Here is a 16,121-nt window from a genome sequence, read left to right on the forward strand (position 1 = left end):
GGACCGGTCACCAGCTTTGCGGCATGCGCGCCAGATAGGTCATGATGTCCTCACACCGTTTTGCCGCCTCTCTCGTTGCAGTCTTCATCTCGACGTTTGCATTTTCCGCCGGCAGCGCATTCGCCCAGACCACGGTCACGTCGGAACGTCCCGCCAGCTTCACCCTCGACAATGGCCTGCAAGTGGTCGTGATCCCGGATCACCGCACGCCCGTCGTCACGCAGATGATCTGGTACAAGGTCGGCTCCGCCGACGAGACGCCGGGCAAATCGGGACTGGCGCACTTTCTCGAGCATCTGATGTTCAAGGGGACAGCCAAACATCCCGCCGGTGAATTCTCCCAGACCGTGCTGCGGATCGGCGGCAACGAGAACGCCTTCACCTCGCTCGACTACACCGGCTATTTCCAGCGCGTGCCGCGCGAGCAACTGGCCAAAATGATGGAGTTCGAGGCCGACCGCATGACCGGCCTCATTCTCAAGGATGAGAACGTACTGCCCGAGCGCGACGTCGTGCTGGAAGAGTTCAACATGCGCGTCGCCAACAATCCGGACGCGCGGTTGACCGAGCAGATCATGGCGGCGCTGTACCTCAACCATCCTTATGGCCGGCCCGTGATCGGCTGGCGCCAGGAGATCGAGAAGCTCGACCGCGAGGATGCGCTGGCGTTCTACAAGCGCTTCTACGCGCCGAACAACGCGATCCTGGTGATCGCAGGCGACGTCGACGCCAAGGAAGTCCGCCCGATGGTGGAAAAGGCCTATGGCGGCATCCCGGCGCAGCCGGCGATATCAGCGCAGCGCATCCGTCCGCAGGAGCCGGTGCCTGCCGCGCCGCGCACGGTGACGCTGTCCGATCCGCGCGTCGAGCAGAGCAGCCTGCGGCGCTATTATCTTGTCCCCTCCTCCGCAACGGCTGCGGCCGGCGAAGGCCCCGCGCTCGACGTGCTCGCGCAATTGATGGGCGGCGGCTCCAACTCCTATCTCTACCGCGCGCTGGTGATCGACCGTCCGCTCGCGATCAGCGCCGGCGCCGGCTATCAGGGCACCTCGCTGGATCCCTCGCAGTTCTCGATCTCGGTTTCGCCAAAGCCCGGCGTGGAGTTTTCGCAAGTAGAACAGGCGATCGACGGCGTGATTGCGGAGGTGATCCAGAACCCCGCCCGCGCCGAGGATCTCGAGCGGGTCAAGACCCAGCTGATTGCGGAAGCGATCTACGCCCAGGACAATCAGGCCACGCTGGCGCGCTGGTATGGCGGCGCGCTGACGACCGGGCTTTCCATCGACGATATCAGGAGCTGGCCCGACCGGATTCGCGCCGTTACCGCCGAACAAGTCCGCGACGCCGCGCAGAAATGGCTCGAGAAGAACCGCTCGGTGACCGGCTATCTGATCAAGGATGCCGCGCCGAAACGTGAGGAGAAGCGCTCGTGATCCGTCTTTCGATTGGCGCGCAGCGCCTCACATCCGGCCTGATCGCCGGCGCCGTGCTGCTGGTGCTGGCGACGCCGTCGCACGCCGCGGCAAAGATCCAGCGGCTGGTCTCGCCCGGAGGCATCGAGGCGTGGTTCGTGCAGGACGCCACCGTGCCCCTGATCGCGATGGAATATGCCTTCAGCGGCGGCGCCGCCCAGGATCCATCGGACAAATCGGGCGTCGGCAATATGGTCGCCGGCCTGCTCGACGAGGGCTCCGGCGACCTTGATTCCAAAACCTTTCACGAGCGCCTCGAGCGCCGCGCCATCGAGCTGAGCTTCTCCTCGACCCGGGATTACTTCCGTGGCTCGTTGCGTATGCTCAAGGACAACAAGGACGAGGCTTTCGGCCTTCTGCATCTGGCGCTGACCTCGCCGCATTTCGACACCACCGACGTCGAGCGGATTCGTGCACAGGTGCTCTCCGGGCTGCGCCGCGACACCACCAACCCGACCTCGCTGGCGAGCCGCAAATTCCTCGAAACGGCCTTCGGCGATCATCCCTATGGCAGGCAGGGCAACGGCACGCTCGACAGCGTGCCGAAGATCGACGTCGCCGACATGAAGGATTACGTCCGCCGCGTCATCGCCAAGGATACATTGCGCATCGCCGTGGTCGGCGATGTCGATGCCGACACGCTCGGCAAGCTCCTGGACAAGACATTCGGCGGACTGCCGGCCAAGGCCAGCCTGACGGCGATCACCGAAGTCGAGGCCACCAAGCCGCCGCAGCGCGCGTTCGTGCCGCTCGACGTGCCGCAGACCGTGGTGACGTTCGGCGGCCCCGGCATTCGCCGCCACGATCCGAATTTCATGGCCGCTTATGTGGTGAACCACATCCTCGGCGGCGGCGGATTGTCGTCGCGGCTCTACAGGGAGGTGCGCGAAAAGCGTGGCCTCGCCTATTCGGTCTATCAATCCCTGCTCTGGATGGATCGCTCCGCCCTGTTCATCGGCAATACCGGCACCCGCGCCGACCGCGCCGGCGAGACCGTCGACGCGATCGAGAAGGAAGTCCGCCGCATGGCCGAGGAAGGCCCGACCCAGAAGGAACTCGACGAGGCCAAGTCCTACCTCAAGGGTTCGCAGATGCTGGCGCTCGATACCTCCTCGAAGCTCGCCCAGGCGCTGCTGCAGTACCAGCTCGACAAGCTGCCGATCGACTACATCGAGAAGCGCAACGCGCTGGTCGACGCCGTGACGCTCGACGACGCCAAGAAGGCCGCGCAGAAGCTGTGGGGCCAGGGCCTGCTCACCGTCATCGTCGGCCGCGCCCCGCAGGCCGCCGCCCAGTCCGTCGTGGCGCCGCCGAAGGCGAACTGACAGGTATTTTCGCGGTCATGGCCGGGCATAGCCGTCCGCAGGACGGCGTTGCTTCCGCTTGCCTGTGCCCGGCCATCCACGTTTCCTTTTTTTCATACGCTGGTAAGACGTGGATGCCCGGGAAAAGCCCGGGCATGACGACGACCGGTGAACGCCATGCTGCGGGTTTCCCGCGACCTCACGATCGACGAAAACGACATCGAGATCGGCTTCGTCCGCGCCTCCGGCCCGGGCGGGCAGAACGTCAACAAGCTCGCGACAGCGGCCCAGCTCCGCTTCGACACGCGCAGGGTCACGCTGCCGGAGGATGCCGCCTTGCGGCTGAACCGGATTGCCGGCCAGCGCATGACCAAGGAGGGCGTGATCGTGATCCACGCCCAGCGCTTCCGCACCCAGGAACGCAATCGCGCCGACGCCATCGACCGCCTGCTCGAAATGCTGCGCGAAGCCATGGTAAGGCCGATACCGCGGCGCGCCACCAAGCCGACCTTCGGCTCGAAGCAGCGAAGGCTCGAAGGCAAGAAGCGCCGCAGCGACATCAAGGCGAAGCGCAACACCGCGCGCTTCGACGATTGAAGGGCTGCCGTCGATCTTTTGATTGACGCGTTTTCCTGACGCGAACCGGTATTCACCCACGGATCAAGTCCGAGGGCATGCTTCGCTTGAAAACGCTCTCCCTCAATCCCGGATCAGATATTCCCGGATCATCAACCGCGCGCGGTGAATGCGCGCCTTGACGCTCTCGCGCGTCAGCCCAAGAACGCCCACGATCTCGTCGATCGGCAATTCCTCGATATCGCGCAGCAGGATCACCTCGCGATAATGATCGGGCAAGGACTGGATCGCGCGGGACAGATCGATGCGAATGTCGTCGGGCGCAAGATGCGCCAAACGCATCTCCACATCGTCGGCCGGAGCGTCAGCCATTCCCGCCGATCGGCGCAGCAGCCGAAGACAGGCGCGGCGGGCGACCGCAAACAGCCACGCCGAAAACGACGTCACCGCACGCAGCGTGCCGAGGCGCCGGTACAGCAGCAACAGCGTTTCCGGAACCGCGTCGTCGATATCGGCCGCGCGGCAATTGCGCGCGGCATAGCGGCGGATGTCGGGCTGGGCTATCGCGATCAGCGAGACCAGCGCCTCAGTGTCGCCGCCGCGCGCGGCCTCGATCAGCGAGGGATCGCAGCGCCCTGCCCCGGCCAGCGCGGTCATGGCGAAGGCAGCCTCCGGCCGACCATGGCGCACATCGGACAAAAGCCGAAAAACCCGGTTGCGATCGCGATCGCGCCAGTGCCCGCGATCAGATAACCGGCCATCGTGCCCGGCATCCCGAACAGCCCGTAGGCAATCATCGCAACGCCCCCGATCGTCCGCATCGCCCGCTCCCAGCCCGGCAAATTCTTGCGATAAAACATAACAGCTCCCTTTGATTCAGCGAGAGAACCTCACTCAGTTCTCCCCCAATAGAGCCGTTCAGCCGGGCTTTCGGTTCGCGAACTTCGGGTCAGGGCACAAAAAAACTGCACAAAAAACTCCGGCCGCCTGGCGCGGCCGGAGTTCTGTTTGGAGAGCAACCCGGCGGAGGAGACGGGTGTCCTCCTGGCACTTATCGGTTGCTCGCTGGCGGGGTAGCCGCTCCGCCCGTGGCCTTGGGCGCTGCATGCGGCGCGCCGCTACCGGCTCCGACGGTCCCCTTCGAGCCGGGCTTCGCGCCGGCCTTCTGGCCGGCTGCCGGCGCATCAGCGTCCTCGTCCATGCTGCCCGACGGGCCGCCCTGCATCTGGGTCGTGCCCTTTGCACCGCCGCGGATCTGGGTGTCGGATGAGGCGCCTTGCGCCAGTAACGGACCGGCAAGCAGAGCCGAGATTGCAACCGCGATAGCCGAGGTTTTCACTAGCTTCATCCATTTCTCCAAGGTTTGGTTGACGACGAACAGTTCGGCTTCTTCAGGCGCCGTTCACAACCCGAACATGCTCATCGCCGGAACAGTCGTTATCCGCGAACGGCGCGCCCGCCATGCAAGCCGCGCGATGTGGTGATCGTGCAGGGATTTCGGGGTCATTTTGCGAATCTTTGGCCACATGCAGACCGCATATTCGGCGCCTCCGCAGCGTCCGGAAAGTTCCGTAAAAATATTTTGAACACATGCATTTGACTCGGTAGCCGCGTAAAATCGTCATCCAGACTCGAATCGATCCGAGAACGCATGCCCGTCCGCCAGCTCCCCGAACAGGTCGTCAACCGCATCGCCGCCGGCGAGGTGGTCGAACGTCCTGCGAGCGTGGTGAAGGAACTGGTCGAGAACGCCATCGATGCCGGCGCCAGCCGCGTCGACATTTTCACCGATGGCGGCGGCCGGCGGCGGATCGGCATCACCGACGACGGCAGCGGCATGACCCATGGCGACCTTGCGCTCGCCGTCGACCGCCACGCCACCTCCAAGCTGGACGACGAGGATCTCTTACGCATTCGCACGCTGGGGTTTCGCGGCGAGGCGCTGCCCTCGATCGGCGCGGTCGCGAAGCTCGGCATCACGACGCGCCATGCCAGCGAGCCGCACGCCTGGTCGCTGTCGGTCGAAGGCGGCGTGAAATCTGCGATCATGCCGGCCGCGCTGTCGCAAGGCACCCGCGTCGAGGTCAGTGATCTCTTTTACGCGACGCCGGCGCGGCTGAAATTCCTCAAAACCGATCGCACCGAGGCCGAAGCGATCCGCGAAGTGGTGCGGCGGCTGGCGATGGCGCGGCCCGACATCGCCTTCACATTGGCCGGCGAGGAACGCGCGCCGGTGACCTGGGCCGCAGCGCTGCCCGGCGCGGCGGGCCGGCTGACCCGGCTCGGCGATATCCTGGGAAGCGAATTCCGTTCGAGCGCCATCGAAGTGCGCGCCGAGCGTGAAGGCGTCGTGGTCGAGGGCTTTGCCGCAGCCCCCTCGCTGACGCGCGCGAACGCGCTCGGACAATATCTGTTCGTCAACGGCCGCCCCGTCCGCGACAAGCTCATTCTCGGCGCTGTGCGCGCGGCCTATTCGGATTATCTGCCGCGCGACCGCCATCCCGTGGTCGCGCTGTTCGTGACGACAGATCCGCAGGAGGTCGACGCCAATGTGCATCCGGCCAAGACCGAGGTGCGGTTTCGCAACGCCGGCCTCGTCCGCGCGCTGATCGTGCACGCACTGAAAGACGGCCTCGCCCGCGAGGGCCGGCGCACCGCCGCCAATACCGACGGCGCGGCGCTGTCGGCGTTTCGTCCCTCCTTTACGCCGCGCCCGAGCAACTGGGACTGGCGCAGTTCGCCGGCCTATCCGGTGAACCCCGCGCCTTCATTCGGAGGCTCGGTCGCGTCTGCGCTCGCCGAAGCGGGACAGGCCGCCTTCGATGTCGGCACGCCGACCGCCGACGTGCGCTTCGAGGCGCAGCCCTCTGCCGACCTGCTCGACCGCCCGCTGGGCGCGGCGCGGACGCAGATCCACGAGACCTACATCGTGTCGCAGACCCGCGACGGCCTGGTCGTGGTGGACCAGCACGCCGCGCATGAGCGCATCGTCTATGAGAAGCTGAAGGCGTCGCTGGCGAAGAATGGCGTGCAGCGGCAGATACTGCTGATCCCCGAAATCGTCGAGCTGGATGAGGCCACGGTCGAGAAGCTGCTGGACCGCGCCGAAGAACTCTGCTCCTTCGGGCTCGCGATCGATTCCTTCGGCCCCGGCGCAGTCGCGGTGCGCGAAACGCCGTCATTGCTCGGCAAGGCCAATGCCGCCGGATTGCTGCGCGATCTCGCCGAGCACATGGCCGAATGGGACGAGGCGCTGCCGCTGGAGCGGCGTTTGATGCATGTCGCGGCCACGATGGCCTGCCACGGCTCGGTCCGCGCCGGGAGGCGACTCAAGCCGGAAGAGATGAACGCGCTGCTGCGCGAGATGGAAGACACGCCGAACTCCGGCCAGTGCAACCACGGCCGGCCGACCTATGTGGAATTGAAGTTGAGCGATATCGAGAAGCTGTTCGGGCGGCGTTGAAGGAATTCGTAGGGTGGACAAAGCGACTTGTCCGCCGTAGCTCAGCGAGCGAAGGCGGAAGCGTGCCCACCATCACGAGCACGCTGCTTGATGGTGGGCACGGCGCAAGCGCGCCTTTGCCCACCCTACGAACCTCGCAAAAACACGAACTCCGTATCGTCATATGCGCGGCGTTCCAGTTCCTCGAAACCATCGGGCGCGGCGAACGCCGCGGCCTTCGCCTCCTCCACCACCAGCAGCGCACTCCGAGCGAGCCAGCCGCCATCGCGCAGCGAGACGAGTGCCTTGTCCGCGAGTCCCTTGCCGTAGGGCGGATCGAGAAAGGCCAGCGAGAACGGCTCCATCGGATGCGCCGGACCGAGATTGGTGGCATCGCGGCGATAGACTTTTGTCACGCCGCCCAAACCCAGCGCCTCGACATTGTTGCGCAACAACGCACGCGCTTCGGCGCCGTTGTCGACGAACAGCGTGAACGCCGCGCCACGCGACACCGCCTCGATGCCGAGCGCGCCGGTGCCGGCAAACAGGTCGAGCACGCGCGCGCCTTCGATCGGATCATCGTAGGCGTGGATCAGGATGTTGAACACGGACTCGCGTAAACGATCCGCCGTCGGGCGGATCGCCTGCGAGGATGGCGAGGCCAGATTACGGCCCTTCAATCGTCCGCCGACGACGCGCATCGTCCAGCTACTCGTCCCGCGGCGTCAAATCGCGCTTGCCGTGATAGCCGCGCTTGGGGCGGCGCGGCGGGCCGTAGCCGTTGGCCTCTTCCTCGTTGCGGGCACGGGCCTCCTCGCTGCCGGTGCGCTGCACCAGCACGCGGCGGCCCTTGCGGTCGGCGATCAGTGCGCTTTTCCCGGCCGGCTTGAACGGCTTCTTGCCGCGCGGCGCGGCGGCCTCTTCGTCGTCCGACTTTTCGTCAGATTTTTCGCCCGGCATCGGCCGGTTGAAATCGGCGCCGGCGAGCGTTGCGATCTTCTCACCGAGCTGCTCGCGCAGCACGCGCGTCTTGACCTCCTCGACCTGGCCCTCGGCAAGTTCGCCGAGCTGGAACGGCCCGTAGGAAACCCGGATCAGGCGGTTCACCTCGAGGCCGAGATGGGCCATGACGTTGCGGACCTCGCGGTTCTTGCCTTCGCGGATCGCAAACACCAGCCAGACATTGGCGCCCTGGTCGCGCTCCAGCGTCGCATCGATCGACCCGTATTTGACGCCGTCGACCTCGACGCCCTTCTTCAGTTCGTCGAGCTGCGCCTGCGTGACCTCGCCATGGGCGCGGACGCGATAGCGCCGCAGCCAGCCGGTGTCAGGCAATTCGAGCGCGCGCGCCAGCCCGCCATCATTGGTCAGCAGCAGCAGCCCCTCGGTGTTGAAGTCGAGCCGGCCGATCGAGATCAGCCGCGGCAAGCCTTCCGGCAGATTGTCGAACACCGTCGGCCGTCCCTCGGGGTCGGCATGCGTGGTCATCAGACCGCGCGGCTTGTGATACATGAACAGCCGCGTGCGCTCGCGCGGCGGCAGCACCTTGCCGTCGACGGCGATGGTGTCGTTGGCGGTGACGTCGAGCGCCGGCGAATTGATGACGCGGCCGTTGACGGTGACGCGGCCCTGCGTGATCCATTCCTCGGCATCGCGGCGCGAGGCCAGCCCAGCGCGGGAAACCACCTTGGCGATGCGCTCGCCGGATTTCTTGACGCGTGGCGGCTGCGGCGCGCGCTTGTCGAATTCAGGTTGGCGCTCGCGATAAGCGCCACGGCCGCCGAACGCCGGACGCTTTGCAAAAATCTTGCTGTCGTCCTCGTTCTCGCGACGCGGCCGATCGTCACCCGCTTCACTGCGCGGATGCTCCTGCCAGTCGGTGCGGCCGGCCGGCCTCCCAGGGTCGCCCTCGCGATCCCGGCGGGGACGGTCGAATTTCGGGCGATCCTCGCGCGCACGCGAAAACCGCGGACGCTCATCGTCGCCGCGGTCGTCGCGGGATCGATCGAAGCGCGGCTTGTCGAAATTGCGCGCACCGGCACGGGCGGGACGGGAATCGCGCTCGCCGCGATCCTCGCGCTTCTGCCACGGCTTTGAATCGCCGCGGTCCCGACCACGATCGGGACGGTCACCAAAATCCTTTCGCGGGCCGCGATCGGGCGCACCGCGCGAAAACTTCTTGTCACCGCCAAATTTTCTCTCAGGCCGATCACCACGGGGGCGATCGCCATCGCGCGGGGGGCGGGCACTAAAGGGCCGATCGCCACGCGGACGGTCGCTGTCTTTACGAAAACCTTCGCCGCGCGGCGCATAGGGCCGCTTCTCGCCACCGCCTTCTCGCGGGGTATAGGGCTTCTTGTCGCCAAATTTTCGATCGGAGAAACGTCCCGCCGGACGCACATCATCGCGATCCCTAGGGTCGCTCTTGCGATCCCAGCGCGGGGGGCGGTCGTCCCGATTAAAGTTCGGCCGGTCGCCGCGCGGCTTGAACGAACGCTTCTCGCCACCGCCACGATCTTCACGCGGCTTGAACGAACGCTTTTCACCATCGTCACTGCGTGACGGGCGGCCAGCAAACGGCCGATCGCCGCGCGGACGCGGCGCGTCGCCAAAGTCCCGGCGCGGCGGACGATCATCGCCGTCCCGCTTGCCGGCGTAAGGTTTTCCGCCGCCGGCATAAGGCTTCTTGCCAAACGACCTCGCACCGTCGGACTTTCCGGCATAGGGACGCCGCTCGCCGTCGTCCTTCCCAGCAAACCCGCGCTTGGCGAACTTCTTTTCAGGCCCCCTCGCCGCCCCGGAGCGGCCTTTGCCGCCGGACGGCCGGTCACGCCGGCCGCGGGAATCGTTGTTTTTGTCGCTATCGCGGGGCATGAATGGTCTCTCGGTACAGGTAAAATGGCTATCAGGCGGATGCGGATGGGCTGTCAAAGCGGAAACGCGCGCGCGCTTCGCTCAAGGCGCATTCTCACGCAAAACCGGCATCCACGTTTGCTGAAGGCGCAGCTAGTAGCAGGTTTCTTCCGATGATACGAGGCATGACTGCCCCTTCTTTCATGGATTTGGCGCTGAAAACGGCCGAAAACGCCGGAAAAGCGGGCGAAGTTCCGATCGGATGCGTGATTGTCAGGGGTTACGAGGTCATCGCCACCGCCGGCAACCGGACGCTGACCGACCGCGACCCGACGGCGCATGCCGAAATTCTGGCGATCCGGCAGGCCGCCGAGGCCATCGGCACCGAGCGGCTGGTCGATTGCGACCTCTACGTTACCCTGGAGCCCTGCACCATGTGCGCGGGCGCGATCTCGTTTGCCCGGATCCGCCGGCTCTATTACGGCGCCGCCGACCCCAAGGGCGGCGCGGTGGATTCCGGGGTGCGGTTCTTTGCGCAGCCGACCTGCCACCACGTGCCGGAGGTTTATTCGGCGGTAGGCGAGACCGAAGCGGCGACGCTGCTGAAGGAGTTTTTCAAGGTGAGGCGGTAGGCCACTCCGTCATTGCGAGCGCAGCGAAGCAATCCATGCCTCGACACGGGGAATAGATGGATTGCTTCGTCGCTCCGCTCCCTTGCGCAAACGCTTCGCGTTTGTCGCAGGCAATGACGTGGAGAGGTCCGTGTCAACTCACGCCGCCAGAAAAAACTCCCGCAACAACTTCGCCGTCACGTCCGGATTCTCCTCCGTCAGGAAGTGCCCGGAGTCCACTGGCGCCCCGCTCACATTGGTCGCCCATTTCTTCCACGTATCGAGCGGCGTCGTTGCGGCACTCGCAACCCCGGCATCGCCCCACAGCGCCAGCATCGGAACCGTGATCTTCTTGCCGGCATCAAAATCGGCCTTGTCGATCTCGTAATCCGCATAGGCGCCCGCGCGGTAGTCTTCGCACATCGCGTGAATACGAGAGGGATCGCGGAACGGCGCGAGGTAATGCTCCAGCGCGCGCGGATCGATGGCGTCGAGCGTCTTCGATTTTGTCTGGCTCGCCATCTTCTCCTTGAGGAAAAACTCTCCATGACCCGAGATCAGCGTCTCCGGCAGCGGATAAGGCTGCGCCAGGAACGCCCAGTGGTAGATCTTCAGCGCGGAAAGCCGGTTCAGTCTCTCCCAGTAATCATAGGTCGGCGCGATATCGAGCACGGCGAGCCTCGACAGCCGGCCGGGATGATCGAGCGCCAACCGGTACGACACGCGCCCGCCGCGGTCGTGACCGGCAAGCGCGAAATGCACATGGCCGAGTTGCTCCATCGCCTCCACCATCGCTCTTGCCATCGCGCGTTTGGTGTAGGGCGTGTGGTACTCGTCGCTGCGCGGCATGTCCGACCAGCCATAGCCCGGCAGGTCGGCGATGATCAGTGTGAACTGGTCCGCCAGCTGCGGCGCCACCGGATGCCACATCACATGCGTCGACGAAAACCCGTGCAGCAGCAACAGCGGCGGACCCTTGCCGCCGACGCGGGCAAAGATGCGGCCCGACGAAGTATTGATCCATTCGGAGGCGTATCCGGGAAACAGATCAGCAAGATCGGGCATGGGTGCGCTCCCTCGTGGGCTGCTTCTATTGCTTCAAACTTTGTTTGCCGTTGCCGCTGGCAGACCGGAGGTTTATGCCATCCTTCAAGTCCGACCAACAGGAACAAGAACCGAGGAAACCGTCAGATGTCGATCGATTTCGAAATCCCGGCCGAAGCCAAGGCGATCCGCGAAAAAGTCCGCCAATGGGTGCACGACGAGTGCATCCCAGCGGAAAAGGAACTCGATACCAAGCCGCTCGCCGAAGTGCTCGGCCCGCTCCGGGCCAAGGCCCGCGCGCGCGGCCTGTGGTGCCCGTGGGTGCCGAAGGAATATGGCGGCATGGGCCTCGGTCCGCTGGCGAACGCGCTGGTGCAGATGGAGCTCGGCGAAAGCATGCTCGGCGCGCTCTCGATGAACACGCAGGGGCCCGACGACGCCTCGATGATGACGATCCTTGCCCACGGCACCGAATATCAGAAGGAGAAGTTCCTTAAACCCCTGCTCAACGGCGACAAGCGCATCTGTTTCTCAATGACCGAGAAGGCCGCCGGCGCCGACGCCACCGGCATGCAGACCACCGCGGTGAAGGACGGCAACGAGAATTACGTCCTCAACGGCGAGAAGTGGTTTTCGTCCTCGGCCAGCGTCGCCGACATGGCGCTTGTCATGGCCAAGACCGATCCGAACGCGCCACGGCACAGGCAGTATTCGACATTCCTCGTCGAGCTGCCGAACCCCGGCTACAAGATCAAGCGCAACGTCGCCAACATGGCGATCGAGGGACCGCATGACGATGTGATTCACGGCGGCCACTCCGAAATAGAGATCAGGGACCTGAAAGTGCCGGCCGACAATCTGGTCGGCGGCGAGGGCAACGGTTTTGCCATGGGCCAGCACCGCCTCGCCTATGGCCGCCTGCGGCATGGCATGCACAATGTCGCCAAGGCGCAGCGCGCGCTCGATATGGCGGTTGCCCACATCACCAAGCGCTCGACCTTCGGCCAGTTGCTTGCCGACCGGCAAGCCGTCCAGTTCATGCTCGCGGACTGCGCCGAGCAACTCTACATCGGCCGCCTGATGCTGCTGCACATCGCCTACAAGGCGGAAAAGGGCCTCGATATCAGGCAGGAAAACTCGATCGCAAAAATCTTCCACGCGCACATGGTGCACAAGGTGATCGACACCGCGATCCAGCTCCACGGCGCGCTCGGCTTCAGCCAGGATACACCGCTCGCCAAATGGTACACCCAGGTGCGCGCGCAGCGGCTGGTCGACGGTCCGGACGAAGTACACAAGTGGAAGATCGGCAAGAACGTCATCAAGGCGTTCCGCGAGCACGGCACGACGGCGAGCGCAGTGGGCGGCGATTTGCTCTGACGACGGCGTAGGGTGGGCAAAGGCGCGAAGCGCCGTGCCCACCATTGCGGACTGAGATCGCTATGGTGGGCACGCTTCGCTTTGCCCACCCTACGCGACCGATCTAGCCCTTCGCCCTCTCCTGCTCTACAGCCTGCCAGGCGATGTCGCGGCGGCAGAAACCATCGGGCCATTTGATGCGATCCACCGCCTGATAGGCACGCTGCTGGGCTTCCAGCACGGTCTTCCCCATGGCGCAGACATTCAGCACGCGCCCACCATTGGCGAGAATGGCGCCATCCTTCGCCACCGTGCCGGCATGGAAGATTTCGACGCCCTCGATTTCGGCGGCGTCATCGAGGCCCTCGATGCGCGTGCCCTTCCTGTAGTCGCCGGGATAGCCGTTCGCCGCCATGACCACCGTCAGCGCAGGCTCCGGATACCAACGCAGGTCGAAATGCTTCAGTTCTCCGTCGCAGGAGGCGAGAAACGCCGGCACGATGTCGGACATCATCCGCAGCATCAGCACCTGGCATTCGGGATCGCCGAAGCGGACGTTGTATTCGAACAGTTTTGGTCCCTGCTCGGTCAACATTACGCCGGCGTAGAGTACGCCGCGGAACGGCGTGCCGCGCGCCTTCATACCCGCAACGGTCGGCAGGATGATCCGCGCCATGATCTGGTCGTGAATTTCTGAAGTCACGAACGGCGTCGGCGAATAGGCGCCCATGCCGCCGGTGTTCGGTCCCTCGTCGTGATCGAACACGCGCTTGTGGTCCTGGGCGGATGCCAGCGCAATCGCGGTCTCGCCGTCGCACAGCGCGAAGAAGCTGATCTCGCGGCCCGCGAGAAATTCCTCGATCACGACTTCAGTGCCGGCCGCGCCGAACACGCCGTCGAACATCATGGCGATGGCCGCCTCGGCTTCATCAAGCGTTTTGGCGACGACGACGCCCTTGCCGGCGGCCAGGCCATCCGCCTTGACCACGATCGGCGCGCCCTGCGCGCGCACGTAAGCCAGCGCATCGTCAGCCGTCGTGAAGCGGCCATAGGCGCCGGTCGGAATGTTGAACTCTGTGCAGAGCGCCTTGGTGAAACCCTTGGAGCCCTCGAGCTGGGCGGCCTGCTTGCCCGGTCCGAACGCCTTGATGCCGGCGTCCGCGAGATCGTCGACGATGCCGGCCGCGAGCGGCGTCTCCGGGCCGACCACGATCAGATCGACCGCGTTTCGCTTGCAGAAATCGATCACCGCCGGATGGTCCGCGATATCCAGCGCCACGCACTCGGCTTCCCGCGCGATCCCGGCATTGCCCGGCGCGCACCACAGCTTGGTCAGCAGCGGGGAAGCGGCGATCTTCCATGCGAGAGCGTGTTCGCGGCCGCCGGAACCGAGCAGAAGGATGTTCATGACAAGAGCCAGATGCGGGGATGAGATGCGGCTTCGGTCGCACAAAACGCCCCCTCGCCGCAAGGGGACCGGACGGCAGAATAGCCGTTGTGCAGAGGTGTTTCGGCGCTATTTGCCTCCCGCGGCGGCGATGATCTCCTGCAGCATCGCGACATGGCGGGCAAAAGCGCCCCGCCCCGCTGCGGTCGCGGTCACCGTGGTCTGCGGCTTCTTGCCGACAAAAGCCTTTTCAACCGCGACATAGCCGGCCTTTGACAACGTCTCGATATGGGCGCCGAGATTGCCGTCGGTGGCCCCCGTCAGCTTTTTCAGCCGTGCGAATTCGAGCCCCGCACCCGATGGCAATGCATTCAGCGCCGCCATGATTCGCAGCCGCAGCGGCTGGTGAATGATGTCATCGAGCCCGGTCATATCAGCTCCGGCGCATCCACAAGCCCCCGAGGATAAGCCCGCCGCCGTCGACAAAGGCCATCCAGAGGTCGAACCAGTCGCCGGCCCAGAAATAGCCCGCTAGCGCCAGTGCGCTGATGGAGAGACCGATCACGACAAAGGCGTGGCCGAACCAGAGTCCGGCGATGATGTAGAGCAGCATGAAATAGATCGGCCAGAACGTGCCCATCTGGCGCGGCGTGAAGTGGCCGAGCACACTCGTGCAGAGGAAACCAAAGGCGAAGAACAGCACGAATGCGATCAGCATCCTGAAATCGAAGGTGCGGATACCGGTCTTGCGATATCCGAAGGCGCTGATCGCAAACGATCCCGCGACGCCGGCGACGTTCAGCGCGGCCCAGAAATAGCCGGCCTGGCGCGGCAGCAGAAACGAGCCGAGATAGCCGGCAAATACCAGCGCGCCCCACATGATCAGCATCAGGCTTGCGAGATTGTAGATCCGCGATTGCCGGACGCGGCGCGTCATCTCGTTGATTTCGGCGAGCGCCTCAGTGGCCTCGCGGCTGTCGATCATGTTGCGCATCCCCGCCGCTATGACCCTGCCATGGCGCGCGTGGCAACATCTTCAGCGATGATGGATACCGCCTTCGGCGCGGCGACGATACCCATGTGGTTGATGCCGTCGAGCACCTTGACGTCGACCGCGACCTTCGCGCCACGCACGGCCTCAGTATATTTTTCCGAAAACATCAATTCGTCGTCGGCGCCGGAGATGATCGTGAGCGGTTTTGTCGCGGCGGCGAGATCGCGGCGGAAATCGCCCCGCACCGCAAAGTTGCGCATCAACCGGTCGGTATAGGTCGACACCAGCGTCTTTTCGGAGTTCGGCGGCACCGCGAGCGCCAGCACCGGCAGCGCCTCACAGCAGGTGATGCCGATCGCGCGCAGCGCCAGCAGGCCGATGATGCGCGGGATATCGGCGCGAGCCCAGCCGCCGGAACTCGGCCGGGTGGAGGGAGCATCGTAGCCGAGATAGGGCGCGAGCAGCACGAAGCGCTCGAACAGGTTCTGGATCGGCGAGCCGGCCACGCGCAGCGCAAAGCCGCCGCCGGACGAATGACCGACCAGGGTCAGCGGCGCTGACGGCATGGTGTTGCGCAACACCGCGACGAAATCGGCGAGATCGTCTTCAAGCTGGCCGACATAGCCGATATCGCCACGCGTGCCTGACGTGCCGTGGCCGCGTATATCGACGGCAAAGGTTTCCACGCCGTGCGCAGCCAGGCCCTGCGACAGCGCGTGGATGGTGCCGCCGCTGGAGCCGGAGGATCCGTGGATCACGATCGCCACGCGCCCCGTCGGCGCGCCGCCCGCGCCATAATGGCGGAAGCCGAGCCATGTGCCGTCGCGGGCCTGGAACCGCTCAATCGCAGGCAGGCTGGAAAGATCGACGCTGGCTCGCGCCCGCGAGATCGCTTGCAGCTCCGGCAGCGGCTGCAGCGGGGTTGCCAGCAGGGCCAACACCACCAGCGCCAGCACGCCGACGCCGCACAGGACCCATTTCAGGAGGCTGACGGACCCGCGGATCAGGAATTTGAACATCGCCTCGCCTCTTCAGAAAGAATACAGAGAACTCTGTATCACAGAGTACGTGAGTTCCAC

General features: G+C 65.0%; 16 protein-coding genes. 6 read left to right on the forward strand and 10 right to left on the reverse strand.

The genetic code is table 11. The features are described from left to right. The first annotated feature begins 41 nt into the window (after window positions 1-41). From V1286_RS28450 to arfB, 3 genes are all read left to right on the forward strand, one after another. Window positions 42-1,433: a M16 family metallopeptidase gene (locus V1286_RS28450; protein ID WP_417021192.1), complete on the forward strand. Its 1,392-nt coding sequence runs from the start codon at window positions 42-44 to the stop codon at window positions 1,431-1,433. A gap of 38 nt (window positions 1,434-1,471) precedes the next feature. Then, window positions 1,472-2,797, forward strand: a complete 1,326-nt coding sequence (locus tag V1286_RS28455; protein WP_334489966.1) for a M16 family metallopeptidase — start codon at window positions 1,472-1,474, stop codon at window positions 2,795-2,797. 156 nt (window positions 2,798-2,953) lie between these two features. Further along, entirely contained in the window at window positions 2,954-3,373 is a 420-nt protein-coding gene (gene arfB, locus V1286_RS28460) for an alternative ribosome rescue aminoacyl-tRNA hydrolase ArfB (RefSeq protein WP_334485240.1), read from the forward strand. Between the two features lie 102 nt (window positions 3,374-3,475). Here the strand turns inward: arfB and V1286_RS28465 are convergent, their stop codons facing one another. The 3 genes from V1286_RS28465 to V1286_RS28475 all read right to left on the reverse strand — a co-directional run bounded on the left by V1286_RS28465 (window position 3,476) and on the right by V1286_RS28475 (window position 4,700). Next, on the reverse strand, window positions 3,476-4,009 hold the full coding sequence (locus V1286_RS28465; protein WP_334485242.1) for an RNA polymerase sigma factor: 534 nt from the start codon (window positions 4,007-4,009) through the stop codon (window positions 3,476-3,478). Then, window positions 4,006-4,212, reverse strand: coding sequence for a YgaP family membrane protein (locus tag V1286_RS28470; RefSeq protein WP_334485244.1), 207 nt, complete (start codon window positions 4,210-4,212; stop codon window positions 4,006-4,008). The genes V1286_RS28465 and V1286_RS28470 overlap by 4 nt, the downstream gene beginning before the upstream one ends. A 191-nt stretch (window positions 4,213-4,403) precedes the next feature. Then, on the reverse strand, window positions 4,404-4,700 hold the full coding sequence (locus V1286_RS28475) for a hypothetical protein (RefSeq protein ID WP_334485246.1): 297 nt from the start codon (window positions 4,698-4,700) through the stop codon (window positions 4,404-4,406). A gap of 303 nt (window positions 4,701-5,003) precedes the next feature. On the opposite strand from V1286_RS28475, the gene mutL reads away from it, so the two are divergent. Beyond that, the gene (gene mutL, locus V1286_RS28480; RefSeq protein ID WP_334485248.1) at window positions 5,004-6,815 is read left to right on the forward strand and encodes a DNA mismatch repair endonuclease MutL; all 1,812 of its coding nucleotides are present in this window, start codon (window positions 5,004-5,006) and stop codon (window positions 6,813-6,815) included. Between the two features lie 125 nt (window positions 6,816-6,940). Here the strand turns inward: mutL and rsmD are convergent, their stop codons facing one another. Both rsmD and V1286_RS28490 read right to left on the reverse strand, forming a co-directional pair. Beyond that, window positions 6,941-7,495: a 16S rRNA (guanine(966)-N(2))-methyltransferase RsmD gene (gene rsmD, locus V1286_RS28485; protein ID WP_334485250.1), complete on the reverse strand. Its 555-nt coding sequence runs from the start codon at window positions 7,493-7,495 to the stop codon at window positions 6,941-6,943. Window positions 7,496-7,502: 7 nt separating this feature from the next. Continuing rightward, on the reverse strand, window positions 7,503-9,668 hold the full coding sequence (locus V1286_RS28490) for a pseudouridine synthase (protein ID WP_334485252.1): 2,166 nt from the start codon (window positions 9,666-9,668) through the stop codon (window positions 7,503-7,505). Window positions 9,669-9,832: 164 nt separating this feature from the next. On the opposite strand from V1286_RS28490, the gene V1286_RS28495 reads away from it, so the two are divergent. Beyond that, window positions 9,833-10,279 carry a nucleoside deaminase gene (locus tag V1286_RS28495; protein ID WP_244608499.1) on the forward strand — a complete coding sequence of 149 codons (447 nt, stop codon included), beginning with the start codon at window positions 9,833-9,835 and terminating at the stop codon, window positions 10,277-10,279. A 138-nt stretch (window positions 10,280-10,417) separates the two neighbouring features. Here the strand turns inward: V1286_RS28495 and V1286_RS28500 are convergent, their stop codons facing one another. Continuing rightward, window positions 10,418-11,323, reverse strand: a complete 906-nt coding sequence (locus V1286_RS28500; RefSeq protein ID WP_334485254.1) for an alpha/beta fold hydrolase — start codon at window positions 11,321-11,323, stop codon at window positions 10,418-10,420. A 126-nt stretch (window positions 11,324-11,449) separates the two neighbouring features. On the opposite strand from V1286_RS28500, the gene V1286_RS28505 reads away from it, so the two are divergent. Beyond that, window positions 11,450-12,682 carry an acyl-CoA dehydrogenase family protein gene (locus tag V1286_RS28505; RefSeq protein ID WP_334485256.1) on the forward strand — a complete coding sequence of 411 codons (1,233 nt, stop codon included), beginning with the start codon at window positions 11,450-11,452 and terminating at the stop codon, window positions 12,680-12,682. A gap of 103 nt (window positions 12,683-12,785) precedes the next feature. Here V1286_RS28505 and purD read toward each other — a convergent pair whose 3' ends face one another. From purD to V1286_RS28525, 4 genes are all read right to left on the reverse strand, one after another. After that, window positions 12,786-14,069, reverse strand: coding sequence for a phosphoribosylamine--glycine ligase (gene purD, locus V1286_RS28510; RefSeq protein WP_334485259.1), 1,284 nt, complete (start codon window positions 14,067-14,069; stop codon window positions 12,786-12,788). A gap of 108 nt (window positions 14,070-14,177) precedes the next feature. Continuing rightward, on the reverse strand, window positions 14,178-14,480 hold the full coding sequence (locus V1286_RS28515) for a winged helix-turn-helix domain-containing protein (protein WP_334485261.1): 303 nt from the start codon (window positions 14,478-14,480) through the stop codon (window positions 14,178-14,180). A 1-nt stretch (window position 14,481) separates the two neighbouring features. Then, the gene (locus tag V1286_RS28520; protein WP_334485263.1) at window positions 14,482-15,033 is read right to left on the reverse strand and encodes a hypothetical protein; all 552 of its coding nucleotides are present in this window, start codon (window positions 15,031-15,033) and stop codon (window positions 14,482-14,484) included. A 17-nt stretch (window positions 15,034-15,050) separates the two neighbouring features. Beyond that, the gene (locus tag V1286_RS28525; RefSeq protein WP_334485264.1) at window positions 15,051-16,061 is read right to left on the reverse strand and encodes an alpha/beta hydrolase; all 1,011 of its coding nucleotides are present in this window, start codon (window positions 16,059-16,061) and stop codon (window positions 15,051-15,053) included. Between the last annotated feature and the right edge of the window lie 60 nt (window positions 16,062-16,121).

The organism is Bradyrhizobium algeriense (assembly GCF_036924595.1).
Lineage (GTDB): Bacteria > Pseudomonadota > Alphaproteobacteria > Rhizobiales > Xanthobacteraceae > Bradyrhizobium > Bradyrhizobium algeriense.

Bases quoted from the DNA above. Each gene is read 5' to 3' on its own strand.
- V1286_RS28450 (WP_417021192.1), top strand. From the start codon at position 42: ATGATGTCCTCACACCGTTTTGCCGCCTCTCTCGTTGCAGTCTTCATC.
- arfB (WP_334485240.1), top strand. From the start codon at position 2,954: ATGCTGCGGGTTTCCCGCGACCTCACGATCGACGAAAACGACATCGAG.
- V1286_RS28465 (WP_334485242.1), bottom strand. From the start codon at position 4,009: ATGACCGCGCTGGCCGGGGCAGGGCGCTGCGATCCCTCGCTGATCGAG.
- V1286_RS28470 (WP_334485244.1), bottom strand. From the start codon at position 4,212: ATGTTTTATCGCAAGAATTTGCCGGGCTGGGAGCGGGCGATGCGGACG.
- V1286_RS28475 (WP_334485246.1), bottom strand. From the start codon at position 4,700: ATGAAGCTAGTGAAAACCTCGGCTATCGCGGTTGCAATCTCGGCTCTG.
- mutL (WP_334485248.1), top strand. From the start codon at position 5,004: ATGCCCGTCCGCCAGCTCCCCGAACAGGTCGTCAACCGCATCGCCGCC.
- rsmD (WP_334485250.1), bottom strand. From the start codon at position 7,495: ATGCGCGTCGTCGGCGGACGATTGAAGGGCCGTAATCTGGCCTCGCCA.
- V1286_RS28490 (WP_334485252.1), bottom strand. From the start codon at position 9,668: ATGCCCCGCGATAGCGACAAAAACAACGATTCCCGCGGCCGGCGTGAC.
- V1286_RS28495 (WP_244608499.1), top strand. From the start codon at position 9,833: ATGACTGCCCCTTCTTTCATGGATTTGGCGCTGAAAACGGCCGAAAAC.
- V1286_RS28500 (WP_334485254.1), bottom strand. From the start codon at position 11,323: ATGCCCGATCTTGCTGATCTGTTTCCCGGATACGCCTCCGAATGGATC.
- V1286_RS28505 (WP_334485256.1), top strand. From the start codon at position 11,450: ATGTCGATCGATTTCGAAATCCCGGCCGAAGCCAAGGCGATCCGCGAA.
- purD (WP_334485259.1), bottom strand. From the start codon at position 14,069: ATGAACATCCTTCTGCTCGGTTCCGGCGGCCGCGAACACGCTCTCGCA.
- V1286_RS28515 (WP_334485261.1), bottom strand. From the start codon at position 14,480: ATGACCGGGCTCGATGACATCATTCACCAGCCGCTGCGGCTGCGAATC.
- V1286_RS28520 (WP_334485263.1), bottom strand. From the start codon at position 15,033: ATGATCGACAGCCGCGAGGCCACTGAGGCGCTCGCCGAAATCAACGAG.
- V1286_RS28525 (WP_334485264.1), bottom strand. From the start codon at position 16,061: ATGTTCAAATTCCTGATCCGCGGGTCCGTCAGCCTCCTGAAATGGGTC.